13 protein-coding genes are annotated in these 14,698 nt (G+C 54.4%); 8 read left to right on the top strand and 5 right to left on the bottom strand.

What is annotated here, in order from left to right:
- The first annotated feature begins 14 nt into the window (after positions 1-14).
- The 5 genes from ACJJIV_RS09360 to ACJJIV_RS09340 all read left to right on the top strand — a co-directional run bounded on the left by ACJJIV_RS09360 (position 15) and on the right by ACJJIV_RS09340 (position 4,896).
- The gene (locus tag ACJJIV_RS09360; RefSeq protein ID WP_444891512.1) at positions 15-1,514 is read left to right on the top strand and encodes a catalase; all 1,500 of its coding nucleotides are present in this window, start codon (positions 15-17) and stop codon (positions 1,512-1,514) included.
- 55 nt (positions 1,515-1,569) lie between these two features.
- Positions 1,570-2,052: an ankyrin repeat domain-containing protein gene (locus ACJJIV_RS09355; RefSeq protein ID WP_444883560.1), complete on the top strand. Its 483-nt coding sequence runs from the start codon at positions 1,570-1,572 to the stop codon at positions 2,050-2,052.
- Positions 2,053-2,212: 160 nt separating this feature from the next.
- A complete protein-coding gene (locus ACJJIV_RS09350) occupies positions 2,213-3,199 on the top strand; it encodes an SrkA family protein kinase (RefSeq protein ID WP_252084268.1) in 987 nt (328 codons plus the stop codon).
- 1 nt (position 3,200) lies between these two features.
- Positions 3,201-4,028, top strand: coding sequence for a serine O-acetyltransferase (cysE, locus tag ACJJIV_RS09345; RefSeq protein ID WP_252084269.1), 828 nt, complete (start codon positions 3,201-3,203; stop codon positions 4,026-4,028).
- Positions 4,029-4,101: 73 nt separating this feature from the next.
- Positions 4,102-4,896 carry a GNAT family N-acetyltransferase gene (locus ACJJIV_RS09340; protein WP_444891511.1) on the top strand — a complete coding sequence of 265 codons (795 nt, stop codon included), beginning with the start codon at positions 4,102-4,104 and terminating at the stop codon, positions 4,894-4,896.
- A 41-nt stretch (positions 4,897-4,937) separates the two neighbouring features.
- Here ACJJIV_RS09340 and epmA read toward each other — a convergent pair whose 3' ends face one another.
- From epmA to ACJJIV_RS09320, 4 genes are all read right to left on the bottom strand, one after another.
- Entirely contained in the window at positions 4,938-5,891 is a 954-nt protein-coding gene (epmA, locus tag ACJJIV_RS09335; RefSeq protein ID WP_444891510.1) for an EF-P lysine aminoacylase EpmA, read from the bottom strand.
- A 52-nt stretch (positions 5,892-5,943) separates the two neighbouring features.
- A complete protein-coding gene (gene efp / locus ACJJIV_RS09330; protein WP_252084272.1) occupies positions 5,944-6,516 on the bottom strand; it encodes an elongation factor P in 573 nt (190 codons plus the stop codon).
- Positions 6,517-6,848: 332 nt separating this feature from the next.
- On the bottom strand, positions 6,849-7,643 hold the full coding sequence (locus ACJJIV_RS09325; protein WP_444891509.1) for an aldolase: 795 nt from the start codon (positions 7,641-7,643) through the stop codon (positions 6,849-6,851).
- 173 nt (positions 7,644-7,816) lie between these two features.
- Complete coding sequence (locus ACJJIV_RS09320; RefSeq protein ID WP_444891508.1) at positions 7,817-8,527, bottom strand: iron-containing redox enzyme family protein; 711 nt, start codon at positions 8,525-8,527, stop codon at positions 7,817-7,819.
- Between the two features lie 722 nt (positions 8,528-9,249).
- Between ACJJIV_RS09320 and epmB the strand changes: the two genes are divergently transcribed.
- The gene (gene epmB, locus ACJJIV_RS09315) at positions 9,250-10,272 is read left to right on the top strand and encodes an EF-P beta-lysylation protein EpmB (RefSeq protein ID WP_444891709.1); all 1,023 of its coding nucleotides are present in this window, start codon (positions 9,250-9,252) and stop codon (positions 10,270-10,272) included.
- A gap of 311 nt (positions 10,273-10,583) precedes the next feature.
- Complete coding sequence (locus ACJJIV_RS09310; protein ID WP_444891507.1) at positions 10,584-12,671, top strand: EAL domain-containing protein; 2,088 nt, start codon at positions 10,584-10,586, stop codon at positions 12,669-12,671.
- Between the two features lie 66 nt (positions 12,672-12,737).
- Here ACJJIV_RS09310 and ACJJIV_RS09305 read toward each other — a convergent pair whose 3' ends face one another.
- Entirely contained in the window at positions 12,738-14,399 is a 1,662-nt protein-coding gene (locus ACJJIV_RS09305) for an alkaline phosphatase D family protein (RefSeq protein ID WP_444891506.1), read from the bottom strand.
- Positions 14,400-14,542: 143 nt separating this feature from the next.
- Here ACJJIV_RS09305 and ACJJIV_RS09300 point away from each other — a divergent pair, with 143 nt between their 5' ends.
- Positions 14,543-14,692: a hypothetical protein gene (locus ACJJIV_RS09300; RefSeq protein ID WP_444887850.1), complete on the top strand. Its 150-nt coding sequence runs from the start codon at positions 14,543-14,545 to the stop codon at positions 14,690-14,692.
- Positions 14,693-14,698 lie beyond the last annotated feature (6 nt).

Genomic DNA, 14,698 nt, shown 5'->3' with positions numbered 1-14,698 from the left:
GGACGGACTTGCCGATGAAATATCTTCCTTTATTTGCATTAACTATCGGCCTGATAGGCGGTGCCAATGCTGAGACATTAACTCGCGATAATGGCGCACCGATAGGTGACAATCAGAACTCACAAACTGCGGGAGAAAATGGTGGAAATTTACTGCAGGATGTGAACCTGATCCAGAAATTACAACGCTTTGCCCGTGAGCGTATTCCAGAGCGGGTTGTACATGCGCGCGGCACAGGAGTACACGGTGAATTTGTCGCTACAAAGGATATTGGTGACCTGACCCGAGCGGTGGTATTTGAGCCCGGTAGTAAGACACCAGTCTTCGTGCGCTTCTCAACCGTAATTCATTCCAAAGGCTCGCCGGAAACTCTGCGCGATCCCCGTGGCTTCGCCACCAAGTTTTATACCGATGAGGGCAACTGGGATCTCGTAGGCAATAATCTGCCGGTATTTTTTATTCGCGATGCGATTAAATTTCCGGATATGGTGCATTCCCTGAAACCCTCTCCGGTAACTAATCAGCAGGATCCAAATCGCTTTTTCGATTTCTTTAGCCATGTACCAGAAGCCACCCATATGCTCAGTTGGGTTTATTCTGACTACGGCACCCCGGCAAACTTGCGTCAAATGGATGGTTGGGGTGTGCACGCCTATAAACTTATCAATGATAAGGGCGAAGTACATTATGTGAAATTCCACTGGAAAACCCGCCAGGGTATTAAAAACCTAAGTGCGGAGGAAGCGGCGGAAATCCAGTCGAAAGATTTCAGTCATGCGACGCGAGATATGTACGCGGCCATTGAGAAAGGAGACTACCCCCAGTGGGATTTGTATATCAAGGTACTGAAACCTTCTCAGCTTGATGGCTTTAATTACAACCCACTCGACGCGACTAAAATGTGGCTGGATGTGGAGGAAACCAAAGTCGGCACCATGACGCTCAACCGTGTGCCCACTAATTTTTTCCAGGAAACTGAGCAAGCCGCATTTGCGCCAGCCAATATTGTGCCCGGCATTGAACCGTCTGAAGACCGTCTGCTGCAGGGCCGTGTTTTCTCCTACTCCGATACTCAAATGTATCGCTTGGGAGCGAATCATCAGCAGCTGCCGATCAATCGTCCCCGCGCAGTAGTGAATAACTGGAACCAAGATGGAGCCGCAAATTACGGGCAGCAGACTTCCGATGTGAACTATCAGCCGAGCCGTATTGATGCCCGCAGCGAAGATCCCAAAGGCCTGTACAGCAATAAGCTGCTCACTGGCAGTACCCAGCAAAAGGCGATTGAGAAGAAACTGCCATTTGCCCAGGCCGGTGTTTTCTATCGCAGCTTGAGTTTGAAAGAGCGTCAGAACCTGATCGAAAACCTAGCTGGTGATCTGGGTAAGGTGCGCGATGACAACACCAAACACATTATGCTGAGCTATTTCTTCCACGCCGATAAAGACTATGGTCAGCGCCTGACCAAAGCGGTTGGTGGCAACCTGAGCCGAGTGAAAAAACTGGCCCAGTAATATTGACCCATTGGTGGGCGGCAGTTGCCGCCCACCAAAATGTTTAGGTGAACTCATGAGATCAATTCTATTTGCAATCGTCTTTCTCGCCCAGGGGCTAACTCTAATGGCTCAGGCAGTGGAACCGGAAAAAAATGACTCTGACTTTACCGAACTCTCCCAGTATTTTTTTGCCGCTGCCAGGATTGGTGATACCGAGGTGCTGCGTGAATTCTCGCAAGCCGGATTTCCCCTAAATACCCGCAATTCAAAAGGCTATACGGCACTGATGATTGCCACCTATAACGGCCGCAGGGAAGCTGTGGATTATTTGTTGCAAAGGGGTGCGGACGCCTGTGCACAGGATCGTCGCGGCAATACCGCGTTGATGGCGGCAATTTTTCGTGGTGAGTTTGCCTTGGCAAGAACCTTGTTAAAGCAGGACTGTGATTCGCAACAGGTCAATAGGGCCGGCCATTCGGCAGAGGATTTTGCCGAGGTCTTTGGTCGTGACCAAATGGTTCAGCTATTGCAGCAACAGCGGTCAAGTGGCGGTTAGTCACTGCAATTCAGGGAGTGGTTCTGGTTAGTGCTATTGCACGCCACTTCCCCTTCTGCAGCCTCTTTGGGTGTCGCTAAAGCTGCGGGGCTATTCTGTGTTTGTCCCGGCCCCCGCGAGCGCGTTAGCATAGCCAACCGATTCTCAGTTGGTACCCGCTATGACCCAGAGCCACCATCCCTATGAAGCCCTTACGCCGGACGTGGTGATTGACTGTGTCGAGAGCACCGGGCTGATTTCCGATGCGCGCATTTTCCCCTTAAACAGTTATGAAAACCGGGTCTACCAAGTGGGCATTGAGGGCGCGGAACCATTGATCGCCAAATTTTACCGCCCCGGCCGCTGGAGTGATGAGCAGATTCAGGAAGAGCATCGTTTCACTCTGGAATTGGCCGAAGCGGAGATTCCGGTGGTGGCGCCGATGCAGTTTGATGGGCATACCCTGCTGGAGTCGGCAGGCTTTCGCTTTGCCTTGTTTCCCCGCCGCGGGGGGCGCCAGCTGGAGCTGGATAATTTCGATCATCTGGAGCAGGTGGGCACTATGCTCGGGCGTATCCACGCAGTGGGTGGCGCTAAGCCCTTTATTCATCGCCCGACTTTGACTCTAAAGCACTTTGCCATTGATAGCCGAGAATTTATCCTGGATGGTGATTTTTTACCGCGGGAAAACCGTGAGGCCTACGCCTCGGTAACCGGGCATATTATTGAACAGGTCGCCCCGTTGTTTGAGCGTGACTGGGACTTACTGCGTCTGCACGGTGACTGTCACAGTGGTAACTTCCTGTGGCGCGATGAGACGCCCTGGTTTGTGGATCTGGATGACTGCCTGATGGGCCCGGCCATCCAGGATATCTGGATGCTGATCTCTGGCAATCGCGCCGAGCAAACCGCCTACCTTGATGCGGTACTCGAAGGTTATGAAACCTTCTATAGTTTTGATCCTCAGCAGTTGCAGCTGGTGGAACCATTGCGCTGTTTGCGCCAGATGCACCACGCTGCCTGGCTGGCGCGCCGCTGGCAGGATCCGGCTTTTCCTCAGGCATTTCCCTGGTTTAACACGCCTCGTTATTGGGCGGAACATATACTGGCACTGCGCGAGCAGCAATCGGCACTACTGGAGCCACCTCTGACACTGGGAGCGGTTTGATATGGAAGAGTCCACTGTGAATGCCTCATGCACCGAGACAAACTCGGATTTACTATGGGAGCGAATTCGCATCGAAGTGGCACAGCAGGTCGAACGCGAACCGATCCTGGCCAGTTTTCTGCACGCCACTATTCTCAATCACAGCTCCTTGGAGGCGGCCCTCAGCTTTCACCTGGCTAACAAGTTGGACAATGCCGTGGCGCCGGCACTGCTGATCCGCGAGGTGATCGATGAAGCCCTGGCGGCCGACCCGGAAATAGGTCGTGCGGCGCGCGCGGATCTGAATGCCACTTACCTACGGGACTCCGCATGCAATTCCATGCACGAGCCCTTCCTCTACTTCAAAGGGTTTCACGCCCTGCAGGTGCACCGGGTGGCGCACTGGTTGTGGAGGCAGCAGCGGCGTTCGCTGGCCATGTTTTTACAACACCGGGTCTCGGTGGTGTTCAGTGTGGATATTCACCCTGCGGCAAAAGTGGGGGAGGGTATCCTGTTGGACCACGCTACCGGTATTGTGATTGGTGAGACTGCGATAGTGGAGGACAATGTTTCTATCATGCAGTCGGTAACCCTGGGGGGGACCGGCAAGGAGAGTGGCGACCGCCATCCCAAGATTCGCTGTGGGGTTCTGATTGGCGCCGGCAGCAAGGTACTGGGCAATATCGAAGTGGGCGAATGCGCCCAGGTGGCCTCTGGCAGTGTGGTCTTAAAGCCGGTACCGGCAAAAACCCTGGTGGCCGGTGTGCCGGCCAAAGTGGTGGGGCCGGCGACTTGTGCCCAGCCGGCAATGTCTATGGATCAGTGCGCGCTTTCGCAAGTGGAAAAGTAGTGATCGCGACCCCACCTTGTGTGGGGTTTTTCGTTCTTTAGGGAGTTGGATAAACGGAACTATCCTTGTACCCATGAAATACAGTCTCAGCGCCAAAAACCTTGTCTGCCGCAATCTAGAGGCTCACGCCAGTTATTGTGCGGCTCTGCTCAATCCCAATCACACCAAAGAGATCACCGGTATTGTGCGCAGTGATACTGGTCTTTTATCGGGCCGTCTTAACCAGGCGGTTTCCAATACAGTGATGCAGCCACGCATACTGCAGCGCTTCGCGCTGGACTATTTTGCCGAGCGCCACAGCGCATTTACCTTGTGGCACAGCGCCTCCAAGCCGCTCGATGACGAGGCTCTGGCGCAGCTGGGATTACAGCGCAAGCAATCGCAGGTGGCGATGGCCGCAGAGATTGAACGCCTGGCAGTGCAGGGGGCCGCACAGAAAGTGGATGGGTTGGTGTTGTCCCCGGTAAAAAAAGAGGCTCTGCCCGAATATGCAGAAGTACAGGCGGCGGGGTGCGGCAGTGCCCTGGAAGCCGCGGAGCTAAAAAAATTTTACACGGCACTGGCGGAGATTCCCGAACAGCGCCGAGCGCGGCTCAGGTTCTTTTTGGCACGGTTGCAGGATACTCCGGTGGCGGCGGGCTGCCTGTTTGCCTCCGCCGATGCTCTGGGACTCTACGATCTGGTGACTCTGCAAGACTACCGAGGGCAGGGGATTGGTCGGGCTCTGTTTCACTATCTGCTGGTGCAGGCTCAGAGCAGTCATCACCGCAGTCTAGTGGCGCTGGTACCTGCGGAACGTCAGCAGTTGCCATTGGATTGCGGCTTTTTTGCTGTGGGCGAGGTGGCGCGCTATGTTTACACGCCTTGAGGGGGCTGATCAGTTTGTTGTTCTATAGAGTCTAACGAGGGTCAAGCGCGTTCAATAGGAAAGGCGATCACCTCTTCGATGGTTTTGTAACCACCGGCCAACATCAATAAACGATCCACACCAAGTGCCACACCGGCACACTCCGGCATCCCCGCCCGCAATGCCTCCACTAATCGCTCCTCATAGGGATAGAGATTGAGGCCGTGCTTTTGGCGATTGGCATGGTCCGCTTGGAAACGACGCAGCTGTTCCGCACTATCGGTCAATTCCCAATAACCGTTGGCTAGCTCCAATCCGCCCACATAGGCTTCGAAGCGCCTTGCCACTGGGGTGCCACTTTCGTCGGGAAGCACCTTGGCAAGCGCCGCTTGGTCTGCGGGGAAGTCGTACAGCAGCGTAATACCCTCACCCATGGTGGGCTCCAGGCGATGGCTCATCAGCAAGTCCAGACATTCGCTGCGATCAGCGGGGCTGAAGGCCAGGTCCATCTCCTTCTCGACACAGCGGTGTAAGTCACTATCGCTGGCGTTATGGGGGTCCAGCTGTAATTCGCGCTGGAACAACTCCCGATAGCTGAGTAACTGCACTTGTTGGATTTCTAGTACTTCGCTCAGTAGATCGGCCACTTCGTCCATCAGGCGTCGATCATCCCAGCCGCAGCGATACCATTCCAACATGGTGAATTCCGGGTTGTGGCGGCTGCCTGCTTCACCTTGGCGAAACGCCTTGCCCAGGTAGTAGCAGTCGCCGAAACCGGCGGCCAGCAAGCGCTTCAGCCCAAACTCTGGACTGGTGGCCAGGTAGGCGTTGTCACCACCGCATTGGGTGGGAATGGAATCGATATGCGGGTCGCTGGTAGCGCGGCGTGAAAGCACTGGCACTTCGGTTTCCAGCACCTTGCGCACAGTAAAAAATTGACGAATTTCAGCCATTAACGCGGCGCGATGGCGCAGAGCTTCAATGGTGGCGCTAGGATGCCAGAGGTTAGAGGTCATGGGATTGGCTCAGGCGGCGGACGGCCGGTGGCCGCCCGCGAGAGGTGGGAAATTAATCTTCTTTGGCGCGGCCCAGGTATTCACCGGTGCGGGTATCTACTTTGATGGTCTCGCCGATTTCCAGGAACAACGGCACTTTAACCACAGCGCCGGTAGCCAGGGTAGCCGGCTTGGTGCCGCCCTGGGCGGTATCGCCGCGCAGGCCGGGATCGGTGTCAGTGATTTCCAGAATGACGTGGTTGGGCGGAGTGACTGCCAGCGGAGAACCGTTGTACAGGGTTACAGTGCAGATATCCTGCTCTTTCAGCCATTTGGATGCGTCGCCCACTGCGTCGGTGCTGGCCTGGTGCTGTTCGAAGGTTTCGGGCTCCATAAAGTGGAAGAACTCTCCATCGTTGTAGAGGTATTCCATCTCGCGGTCCATAACATCTGCGCCTTCCAAGCTTTCGCCGGAGCGGAAGGTGCGCTCCCAAACTCGGCCGGTTTTCAGGTTGCGCAGTTTAACGCGGTTGAATGCCTGGCCCTTGCCAGGTTTGACGAACTCGTTTTCTACAATCGAGCAGGGATCGCCGTCGAGCATTACCTTGAGGCCGCCCTTGAATTCGTTGGTAGAGTAATTAGCCATAGCAATTAGAGCCCTTATAAGTCATGTATCTCTATGATTTTTAACGAGTTTTCCCCTCACAAAAGCCCGGCCGCGGCCCGCTCCAGCCCTGGGAATCCCGTGCGCTCCCGCCAAAAATGGTAGCTGCAGGCGACTCGTTAGGCCGCGGCGCAGAGACTTTACCTGCGGCCCTGAAATGTTGGGGCGAGATTATACAGGAGGGCGGCGGCTTGAACGACTCCGTGCGGCGATTTGAAGAGTTGTTATGGCCGCTTGTACAGATCTTGGCTGGAGCTGCTTGCGAGCCCGCAGGTTTGGGCCCGCGGACTGAAAAAAGTAGCGGTGGCTGTGTATTAGCCAAGCGGATTATCGTTGCTTTTGTCGATATCCCGCAGCAGGCGTCTGGCATAGTAAGCGAAGGTAGCCTGACTGCGTTTTTCCTGCAGGATCCAGTCGTGGGCTTCGCGGCCGAGTTCCGGTTTTATATCCTGAATGGTGCCAGAGGACTCCGCCAGCATTTGCAACTGGGCGGCGCGCTCGCACTGGAGGGCCATGGAGCAGGCTTCCTCGACGGAGCGGCAGGCAATGATCAGGCCGTGGTGAGCGAGCAGAATAGCGCGCTTGTCACCGATCGCTTCAGCAATCAACTCGCCCTCGCTGTTGCCCACCGGCACGCCTGGCCACTCCTTGAGGAAGGCGATGTCGTCGTACAGCATGCAGGCGTCCATGTGGGAAATTTTCAGTGGGCGCTCCAGCATGGACAGTGCAGAGATATGAATTGGATGGCTGTGCACTATGCACTTAACATCCGGACGTGCACGGTAAATCCAAGTATGGAAGCGGTTGGCAGGGTTGGCCATGCCGTCGCCGGAAAGGACTTCGAGATCTTCGTTCACTTCCAGCAAATTGGACGCGGTAATTTCATCAAAGCCCAGGCCCAGGCGCTGGGTGTAATAATTTCCTGGTGTTTCTGCTCGGGCAGTGATCTGTCCGGCCAGACCGGAGTCGTGTCCGTGGGCAAAAAGAATACGGCAGGTGAGCGCAAGTTTTTCACGCAGAGTCCAATCGGGCACGCCCAGATGCTGCTTCATGGATTCGCTGGCGCGCTCAATCAGCTCGTTTTTATTCATTGATAGTGTTTCAGCCATTTTTAACTCCAATATTTACGGCACAGAATGTTCACCGGTTGCCGTGCGCGGTGGAACTCTGGGAAAGTGCCGTTCAATCTTTTTAATTTTTTGCAGCAAGCACAGTGATTTCACTGTGGTAAATACATCCCTGTATTGTGCCCAGCCACAATAAATGGCCGGGCAAACACGGCTTAGGCGGGGATCGCTTGGGGCTGACTCTGTTTCGAGGTGCGGTAGGCCGTTTCGATAGAATCGAAGAACTGTTGGCGGGCCTGCACCAGACGGCGTCCCGCATCGAGCATGACATCAAGCTGGGAGGCATCTTTACTGCCGATATCGACCATAATATCGCGGATGGTTTCAGCATGGCCGTCGTCGCATTCGATATGCAGCAGAAAGAAAGTTAACTGTTCGTCTGCCACGCCGCGGGCGCGGAAGCCGGCGATGATATCGCTATAAAGGTCCGGTACCAGTGCCTCTGCGCCCAGGCATAGTGCGCCCAGTCCCGAGCTGGCACGCAGGTCGCGGCAGTGTTGGAACATAGTGTCGATCAGGTGCTGGGTGCCCGGCAGAATTTCTGCATTTTCCAAGCTCAGACCAAAATGCTCGAGAGTCTCGCGGTAAATCTCAGCGTGGGGCTTGGGGCTGTCGGGTTCCAAACCCAGTTCTTCCATCAGGTTTTCAGCCAGCTCATGTACTTCTTGATTACTGGGGAGGTTGGCCATCATCGCACACAGGTAACGCACGAAGTAGCTGCTGTAAATTCCCTGTTGGACCAGGAAAATTTTCAGCTCTTCCATGGTTATAGAGCCATCGCGGCAGCGCTTGAGGAATGGGTGAGCACGAGTTTGCTCAATCAGTAAATCTTTATTTGCCTCAAGTAATTCAAGCTGCATTTCCATCGAATTATTCCTTTATGTAATTCCATTTTTATTGGACGAGGAAGATGTCCGGTTTATTTTTTTATTGAAATTCGAGTGCACTGAATTCAAGAAAGACAAGGTTGTTATCGCTTTGTCTTTGGTTAAATTAACACCGTATTAACCCTGTTGTGAATGGGGGAATTGTGAAGATTTTCCTAAGGAAATTTGTATGAGTAGTAATATTTTTATGCTGGTAGTTATTTTTTTGTTAGTAACAACTTTTATTGATTCGGAGTGATTTTTTACTTTGGTGGTATTGAAGTCGTTACTTCGCTTGCAGCGCAGGCTGTGCGCCTATGTTGAAAGGGCGATATTGAGATTTTCTAATCTCAAGGTCAGTGTGGCGTTTATTTTTTTGTCGATTTTTTTTCGTTGTTTATGTGACAAAGTTGAATAATTGTGAGAGAAAAAATATTTGGCACAGGCTTGGTTTATACTCCTTGTTACGGAAAGTCGGGGTGTGGGCCTGACTGAACCCGATATTAATTGGCTTTAAAACCATTGTGACTGTGTGGTTTTATTGGTTTTGGCTCGGTAACTTTGATCGACAGTTTTCCGCCTTTTGGGTACCGCTATCAGGCTTGGTAGGCCGAATACCTGGAGCGTCTGTGCTGGGAGCAGCTTCTGGTACAATGGCTTCTTTAGTGTTGCTCCCTTCCGTGCGTATTCCTATGGTGAAATCCCCAGCCGTCGACAGCGAAATGATCGACATCTCCGAAGCCCGCCGCTGGCAGGATGAACTTTCAGACCTGATCACTGATCCCGAAGAGTTGATCCGGTTGCTGCAGCTCGACCCGGCGCAGCTGCCTTGGGCGCAACGGGCCAATGAAAAGTTTGCCTTGCGGGTACCGCGCCCGTTTCTCCGCCGTATACGCCCTGCCGACCCAAATGATCCGCTGTTGTTGCAGGTTTTGCCCGGCGCTGCAGAGTTGGAAGTAGTAGCGGGTTATAGTGCAGACCCGCTAAAAGAAGCTGAGGCGAATCCACTGCCGGGGGTGGTACATAAATATCACGGTCGCCTGCTGTTTATTGCGGCGGGACAGTGCGCGGTAAATTGTCGTTACTGCTTTCGCCGGGAATTTCCCTATGGCGATAACCATTTGAATCGCAAACAGTGGTCTGCAGCGCTTGATTATGTGCGCGCACACACAGAGTTGCGCGAGGTGATTTTGAGCGGTGGTGATCCACTGGTAATGAATGATCGCCAACTCGGTTGGCTCGCCGGTGAGCTGGCACAGATCCCCCATCTAAATAAATTGCGCGTGCACAGTCGTGTACCCATTGTGGCGCCTAGCCGCATTACTGATGAGATGCTGTCCTGGTTCAGCCAGTCGCGCCTGAAGCCAGTGCTGGTTTTGCACTGTAATCACGCTAACGAAATTGATGCTGAGGTGCGTGGGGCCCTGCTCAGACTACGCGAAGCGGGAGTGATCCTGCTAAATCAAGCGGTGTTGCTGCGCGGCATCAATGATAGCTGCGAAGCCCTGGAGGCCCTCAGCGAAACCCTGTTTGATGCGGGTGTGTTGCCCTATTACCTGCATCAGTTGGACAGGGTCAATGGTGCGGCCCACTTCGAAGTGAGTGATAGCGTGGCAGTGGAAATCGTTGAGCAATTACGCCGGCGCCTACCGGGTTATTTGGTGCCGAAGCTGGTGCGAGAAGTGCCGGGTGTCGCTTCCAAGTCGCCAATAGAGGCTTGCGTCAAACCTTCTAAAGTCGATTAATAAAAATCCTGAGGGGCAGAGGATAGAAAAATGGCGTCAAATTGATCTGTGCTAAATACACGGCAGAGCCTATCTATATAGTGGCTGCCGATTAATTGCGCCGCACAGCCCGCGGGCCAGAAAAGCAGCTGCCGGCCTGCTCAGTGATTACTTATTCGCAAAAAAATACTTTCGGGCGTGTTTTTGGCAGGAAGAATAGTGTGACTTGAATCACGCGTACCACCCAGATGTGCTCTTGTATGCCACCACTGGGGCCCCCTAAACTACCGCATGGGGTTGCGGTGCGCTGCCCTGAATAAATAGAGCAAATAATGAATAGCAACGACACTATCCGACTCCTTCTGATTCACGATATGCCTTCAGAGGCACAGCGCCTGGTGAGCATGTTGCACAATGCAGGCAGGCCCAATCGTGCCCAGCATGTCGCTAATGAAGCGGTTTTTACCCGCTTGCTGCAAGATAAAACCTGGGACCTAGTGATCGCCTCAGAAGGTAGTACTCAGGTTCCTCCTGCAGTAACTCTACGCACTATCAGTAAACTGCAAAAAGATATTCCGGTGATTCTGCTGAGTGAGCGCAGTGGCTCTCAGCCGGTGGTTGAAGGGCTGAAACTGGGCGCCAGGGACGTGGTGACGGTGGATGAAGATCAACACCTATTGTTGGTGATCCAGCGCGAGATGTCGGCTCTCGAAAACCGCCGCCAGGCGCGGCTACACGACCGTCGCTATCACGCCACACTCAAGCGGGCTAAAGAATTACTCGACAGCTCCAAAGATGCCATAGCCTATGTCTCCGACGGCCTACTGGTATATGCCAACGATTCCTTTGCCGAGCGTTTCGGCTATGAAACTGGTGAGGATATCGAATACCAACCGCTGATCGATATGTTGGCGGAAAATGAGCAGGAAGGCGCACGGGAATTTCTCAAGCGCTGCGCTATCGACAACAATGAAGTTGAGGCCAAGGAGTGGCAGTTTACTGCCAGAACTATGAGCGGCGATCCGCTGCCCACCCGTGCAGAGGTACTCAGTACGACTTACGAGGATGAGCGCTGTTTGCAAGTGCGCATTGCCAGTCGTCGCGGCGATACTGAACAGCTGGAAGCTCAGCTCAGCGATATTAAAAATCGGGACCCTCTCACTGGCCTATATAACCGCCAGCATTTTTTGCAGCTACTGGACTCCACCATCAAGGCTTCGGCGGATTCACATCGCACCGGTGGCTTAATGTTTATTCAGGTGGATCGCTTTGCTGAGGAGGTGCAAAAAGTTGTGGGTGTGGCTGGTGCCGACGCACTGCAGAAAGCCATGGCAGAATTATTACAGGGCTGCCAGCGCAGCGGTGACACCCTGGCACGTTACAGTGATGACAGTTTTTGCCTGCTGAGCTCCGATACCACGCCGGATAGTATCGAGCTGCGCGCTAAAGATATACTCAAGCGAATTGCTGACACCATTTTCGATGCCGCCGGCAAGACCCAGCAGGTGACCGCCTCGATTGGGATTTCATTACTGAGCGAGGCTTCCAGTGGCTCCCAGCAAGTGCTGGAGCAGGCACAAACGGCCCATAAACAGGCCCTCGGCGAAGACGCTCAGGGCGGTGCTTTTGCCCTTTATGAGCCGGATACCGAAAACAGTGCCGATGCCGGTACCTATCACCGTGCCCGAGTGGTGCAGGCGCTGGAAGCGGGCAACCTCAAGCTACTGTACCAGCCAATCCTGAGTCTGCAGGGCACCGGCGAGCAGATGTACGAGGTATTAGTACGTATGCTTGATGAAAAAGAGGAACTGGCGCCGCTGGCTTTTCTGCAGGAACTGGGTGATGCGGGGCTGTCGGCAAAGATGGATCGCTGGGTGATCCTTACCGCGATCAAGGCCGCGGCCGCCGCCAGAGCCGAGGGCAAGGAGGTGTCGCTGTTGTTGCACCTCACTACCGCTTCACTACTCGACAACAGCCTGCCGGCCTGGCTGGGGGTGGCCTTCAAGGCCGCCAAGTTGATACCCGCCTCGGTGGTTTTTCAGTTGCGCCAGGAGGATATCACCAGCAATTTACACGCTGCGCGGGACTTCACTACCCAGGTACAGCAGATCGGTTGTCGTGTTTCAGTCTGTCACTTCGGTACCGGCCTGAACCCGTTTAAGGCGCTGGAGCATGTGAAGGTGGATATCGCCAAGATCGACCCGTCATTTGTGCGCGAAGTGCAGGACGAGGGCGAGAGCAGTGATACCCTTGCAGGGTTGGTACAGCGCCTGGGTGAGGCGAATACCAAGGTGATCGTGCCCCATATCGAGCAGGCCAGCATGTTGCCCACTCTTTGGCAAACCGGCACTGACTATATCCAGGGTTACTATGTGCAGGCTCCGGCAGATGAGATGAATTTCGACTTTAGCCTGGATTGATCCGGCTCTTAATTGGCGAGAGAAAACCCGCGCGGCTCGGTGGGCCGCGCGGTTTTTTTATGCCGCTTAAACCTGATAGCGGCTGCGCAGGGCGGCAATGGCGTTGCGCGCCAGAGTGGCATAGCCTGGAGCCGGTGCAGGCACTTCAGCGGGAGCATTACTCTCACTCCAGGCTCTTTGTATGTGGTTGGCGCCGGCCTTTTGCTTATAGATTCGCGCCAGGTTGGCGTTGTAACTCTTACTGGTGACAGTATCCACATGGTACCAGTGGGCTTTGGTGCGAGAGTGGGATACATCCATCAGCAGGTAGCCGCGCTGGGTTACGTCAACCCACTTCAGATGAGGAATCAGTCCATCCATGGCGATGGCGGCTACATCAGTTAAATGGGACTTGTCCAGGAAGCTGGAGGTCACTCCCGGGGTGACAAACTCGCCGCCCAGGGCACCGCGGCCGGTTAGGCGACCGTACTCGAGAATATTGAATGGATTGCTGGCCAGGTCCCAGGCCCAGGAGCTGTGGATATCTCCGGTGAGCACGACAAAATTGTCGATATTGTGGTTGCTGATGTGATTGAACAGGCGCTCGCGGGAGGCGGTGTAACCATCCCATTGGTCCATATTGATCGACAGATCTTTGGCCAGAGTCAGTTGCGCCATCATCACTTGCTGCCCCAGTACCCGCCAGCGCACACCGTCCGCTTGGGATTGCGTCAGGCCGCTGTGCAACCATTGCTCCTGTTGTGCGCCGAGGATACTGCGATCGGGATTATCGGCGGTCTTCTGGTCGAACCAATTGGCCTGCTCGTCACGCGCGGCAATTCGCGTATCCAGCATCATCAAATCCATCAGGTTGCCAAAGCGGAAGCTGCGGTAAATGGCCTTGTCACCAAATAAATCGAGGATGCCGTTATCGCGGATTGGCATCCATTCAAAGTAGGCCTGGTTTGCCACAGAGCGGCGCACCGCCCATTCGCCTTCGCCGTCTTGGGGGTTGTGGTTCTCCGCACCACCGGCCCAGGCATTGTTGGTGGTTTCGTGGTCGTCCCATACGCAAATAAACGGGTGCTGGCGGTGGACTTCCTGTAGATCGGGGTCTGAGCGATATTGTGCGTAGCGCTGGCGATAGTCCTGAATATCCACCATTTCCTTGGCGGGAATTGGCTCGCGTCCGAGGCCGCTACCGGTGCCAAAACCACCGGGACCATATTCATAGATGTAGTCTCCCAGGTGCAGTACCACATCCAGATCGGCGCGCAGGGCGATCTCGCGATACACATTGAAGTAGCCCATCGGGTAATTGGAGCAGCTGGTAACGGCGAAGCGCAGGCGCTCCACATGACCGGTGGGCAGGGTGCGGGTGCGGCCGATCGGTGAATCGATACCGTTGGAGTAGAAACGGTAGTAGTAACTAGTGCCTGCCTGTAGTCCTGATGCGTCCACCTTGATGGTGTAATCCACTTCTGGGCCGGTGAGACCACTGCCGCTGTTAACCACCATGGCCATTTCCGGGTCCAGTGCGATCTGCCAGCTATAGGGCACCATGGACTGGAAGGCGGGATCATCGGAGGGGGTGATCCTGGTCCAGAGAATAACGCGATCCGCTAGGGGATCTCCGCTGGCTACGCCGTGCTGGAATGGCTGCAGGCCAGCACCATAGGCTTTCAGCAGTGGCAGCGATGCCAGGCCGGCGCCGGAAAATTGTAAAAACCGCCTCCGGGATAGTGACATGGGACTCTCCTTTATGTGCTTGTTTTAGAGGGCCCGCAGTCTGAATAGGGAAAGTGAAGGCTTTGTTAATTGATGGGGGGATTTTTGTGTTGTAGGTGCGGATTAGTCGGCAAATTCGTCCGCCAACCGATAAGTTGAGACATATGTCTATTTTTATTGCCCCTGAGAGCACGATCGCCGCTGGCGAGACTCTGTACACCTTCATTGTGACCGGTATCCAGCAATGGTCTTTCCCGCTGTCGTTCCGCAAGCGCTTACTCTCGGGTATCCTGTGGCGCAAATTGAAAAGCTGAACCCAG

This window comes from Microbulbifer mixtoriginis (SeqCode), from assembly GCF_052466765.1.
Note: the sequence above shows the minus strand (reverse complement) of the source record. Positions and strands in the feature narration are given on the sequence as shown.

Bases quoted from the DNA above. Each gene is read 5' to 3' on its own strand.
- ACJJIV_RS09350 (WP_252084268.1), top strand. From the start codon at position 2,213: ATGACCCAGAGCCACCATCCCTATGAAGCCCTTACGCCGGACGTGGTG.
- ACJJIV_RS09340 (WP_444891511.1), top strand. From the start codon at position 4,102: ATGAAATACAGTCTCAGCGCCAAAAACCTTGTCTGCCGCAATCTAGAG.
- ACJJIV_RS09355 (WP_444883560.1), top strand. From the start codon at position 1,570: ATGAGATCAATTCTATTTGCAATCGTCTTTCTCGCCCAGGGGCTAACT.
- efp (WP_252084272.1), bottom strand. From the start codon at position 6,516: ATGGCTAATTACTCTACCAACGAATTCAAGGGCGGCCTCAAGGTAATG.
- ACJJIV_RS09360 (WP_444891512.1), top strand. From the start codon at position 15: ATGAAATATCTTCCTTTATTTGCATTAACTATCGGCCTGATAGGCGGT.
- epmA (WP_444891510.1), bottom strand. From the start codon at position 5,891: ATGACCTCTAACCTCTGGCATCCTAGCGCCACCATTGAAGCTCTGCGC.
- cysE (WP_252084269.1), top strand. From the start codon at position 3,201: ATGGAAGAGTCCACTGTGAATGCCTCATGCACCGAGACAAACTCGGAT.
- epmB (WP_444891709.1), top strand. From the start codon at position 9,250: ATGATCGACATCTCCGAAGCCCGCCGCTGGCAGGATGAACTTTCAGAC.
- ACJJIV_RS09325 (WP_444891509.1), bottom strand. From the start codon at position 7,643: ATGGCTGAAACACTATCAATGAATAAAAACGAGCTGATTGAGCGCGCC.
- ACJJIV_RS09305 (WP_444891506.1), bottom strand. From the start codon at position 14,399: ATGTCACTATCCCGGAGGCGGTTTTTACAATTTTCCGGCGCCGGCCTG.
- ACJJIV_RS09320 (WP_444891508.1), bottom strand. From the start codon at position 8,527: ATGGAAATGCAGCTTGAATTACTTGAGGCAAATAAAGATTTACTGATT.
- ACJJIV_RS09300 (WP_444887850.1), top strand. From the start codon at position 14,543: ATGTCTATTTTTATTGCCCCTGAGAGCACGATCGCCGCTGGCGAGACT.
- ACJJIV_RS09310 (WP_444891507.1), top strand. From the start codon at position 10,584: ATGAATAGCAACGACACTATCCGACTCCTTCTGATTCACGATATGCCT.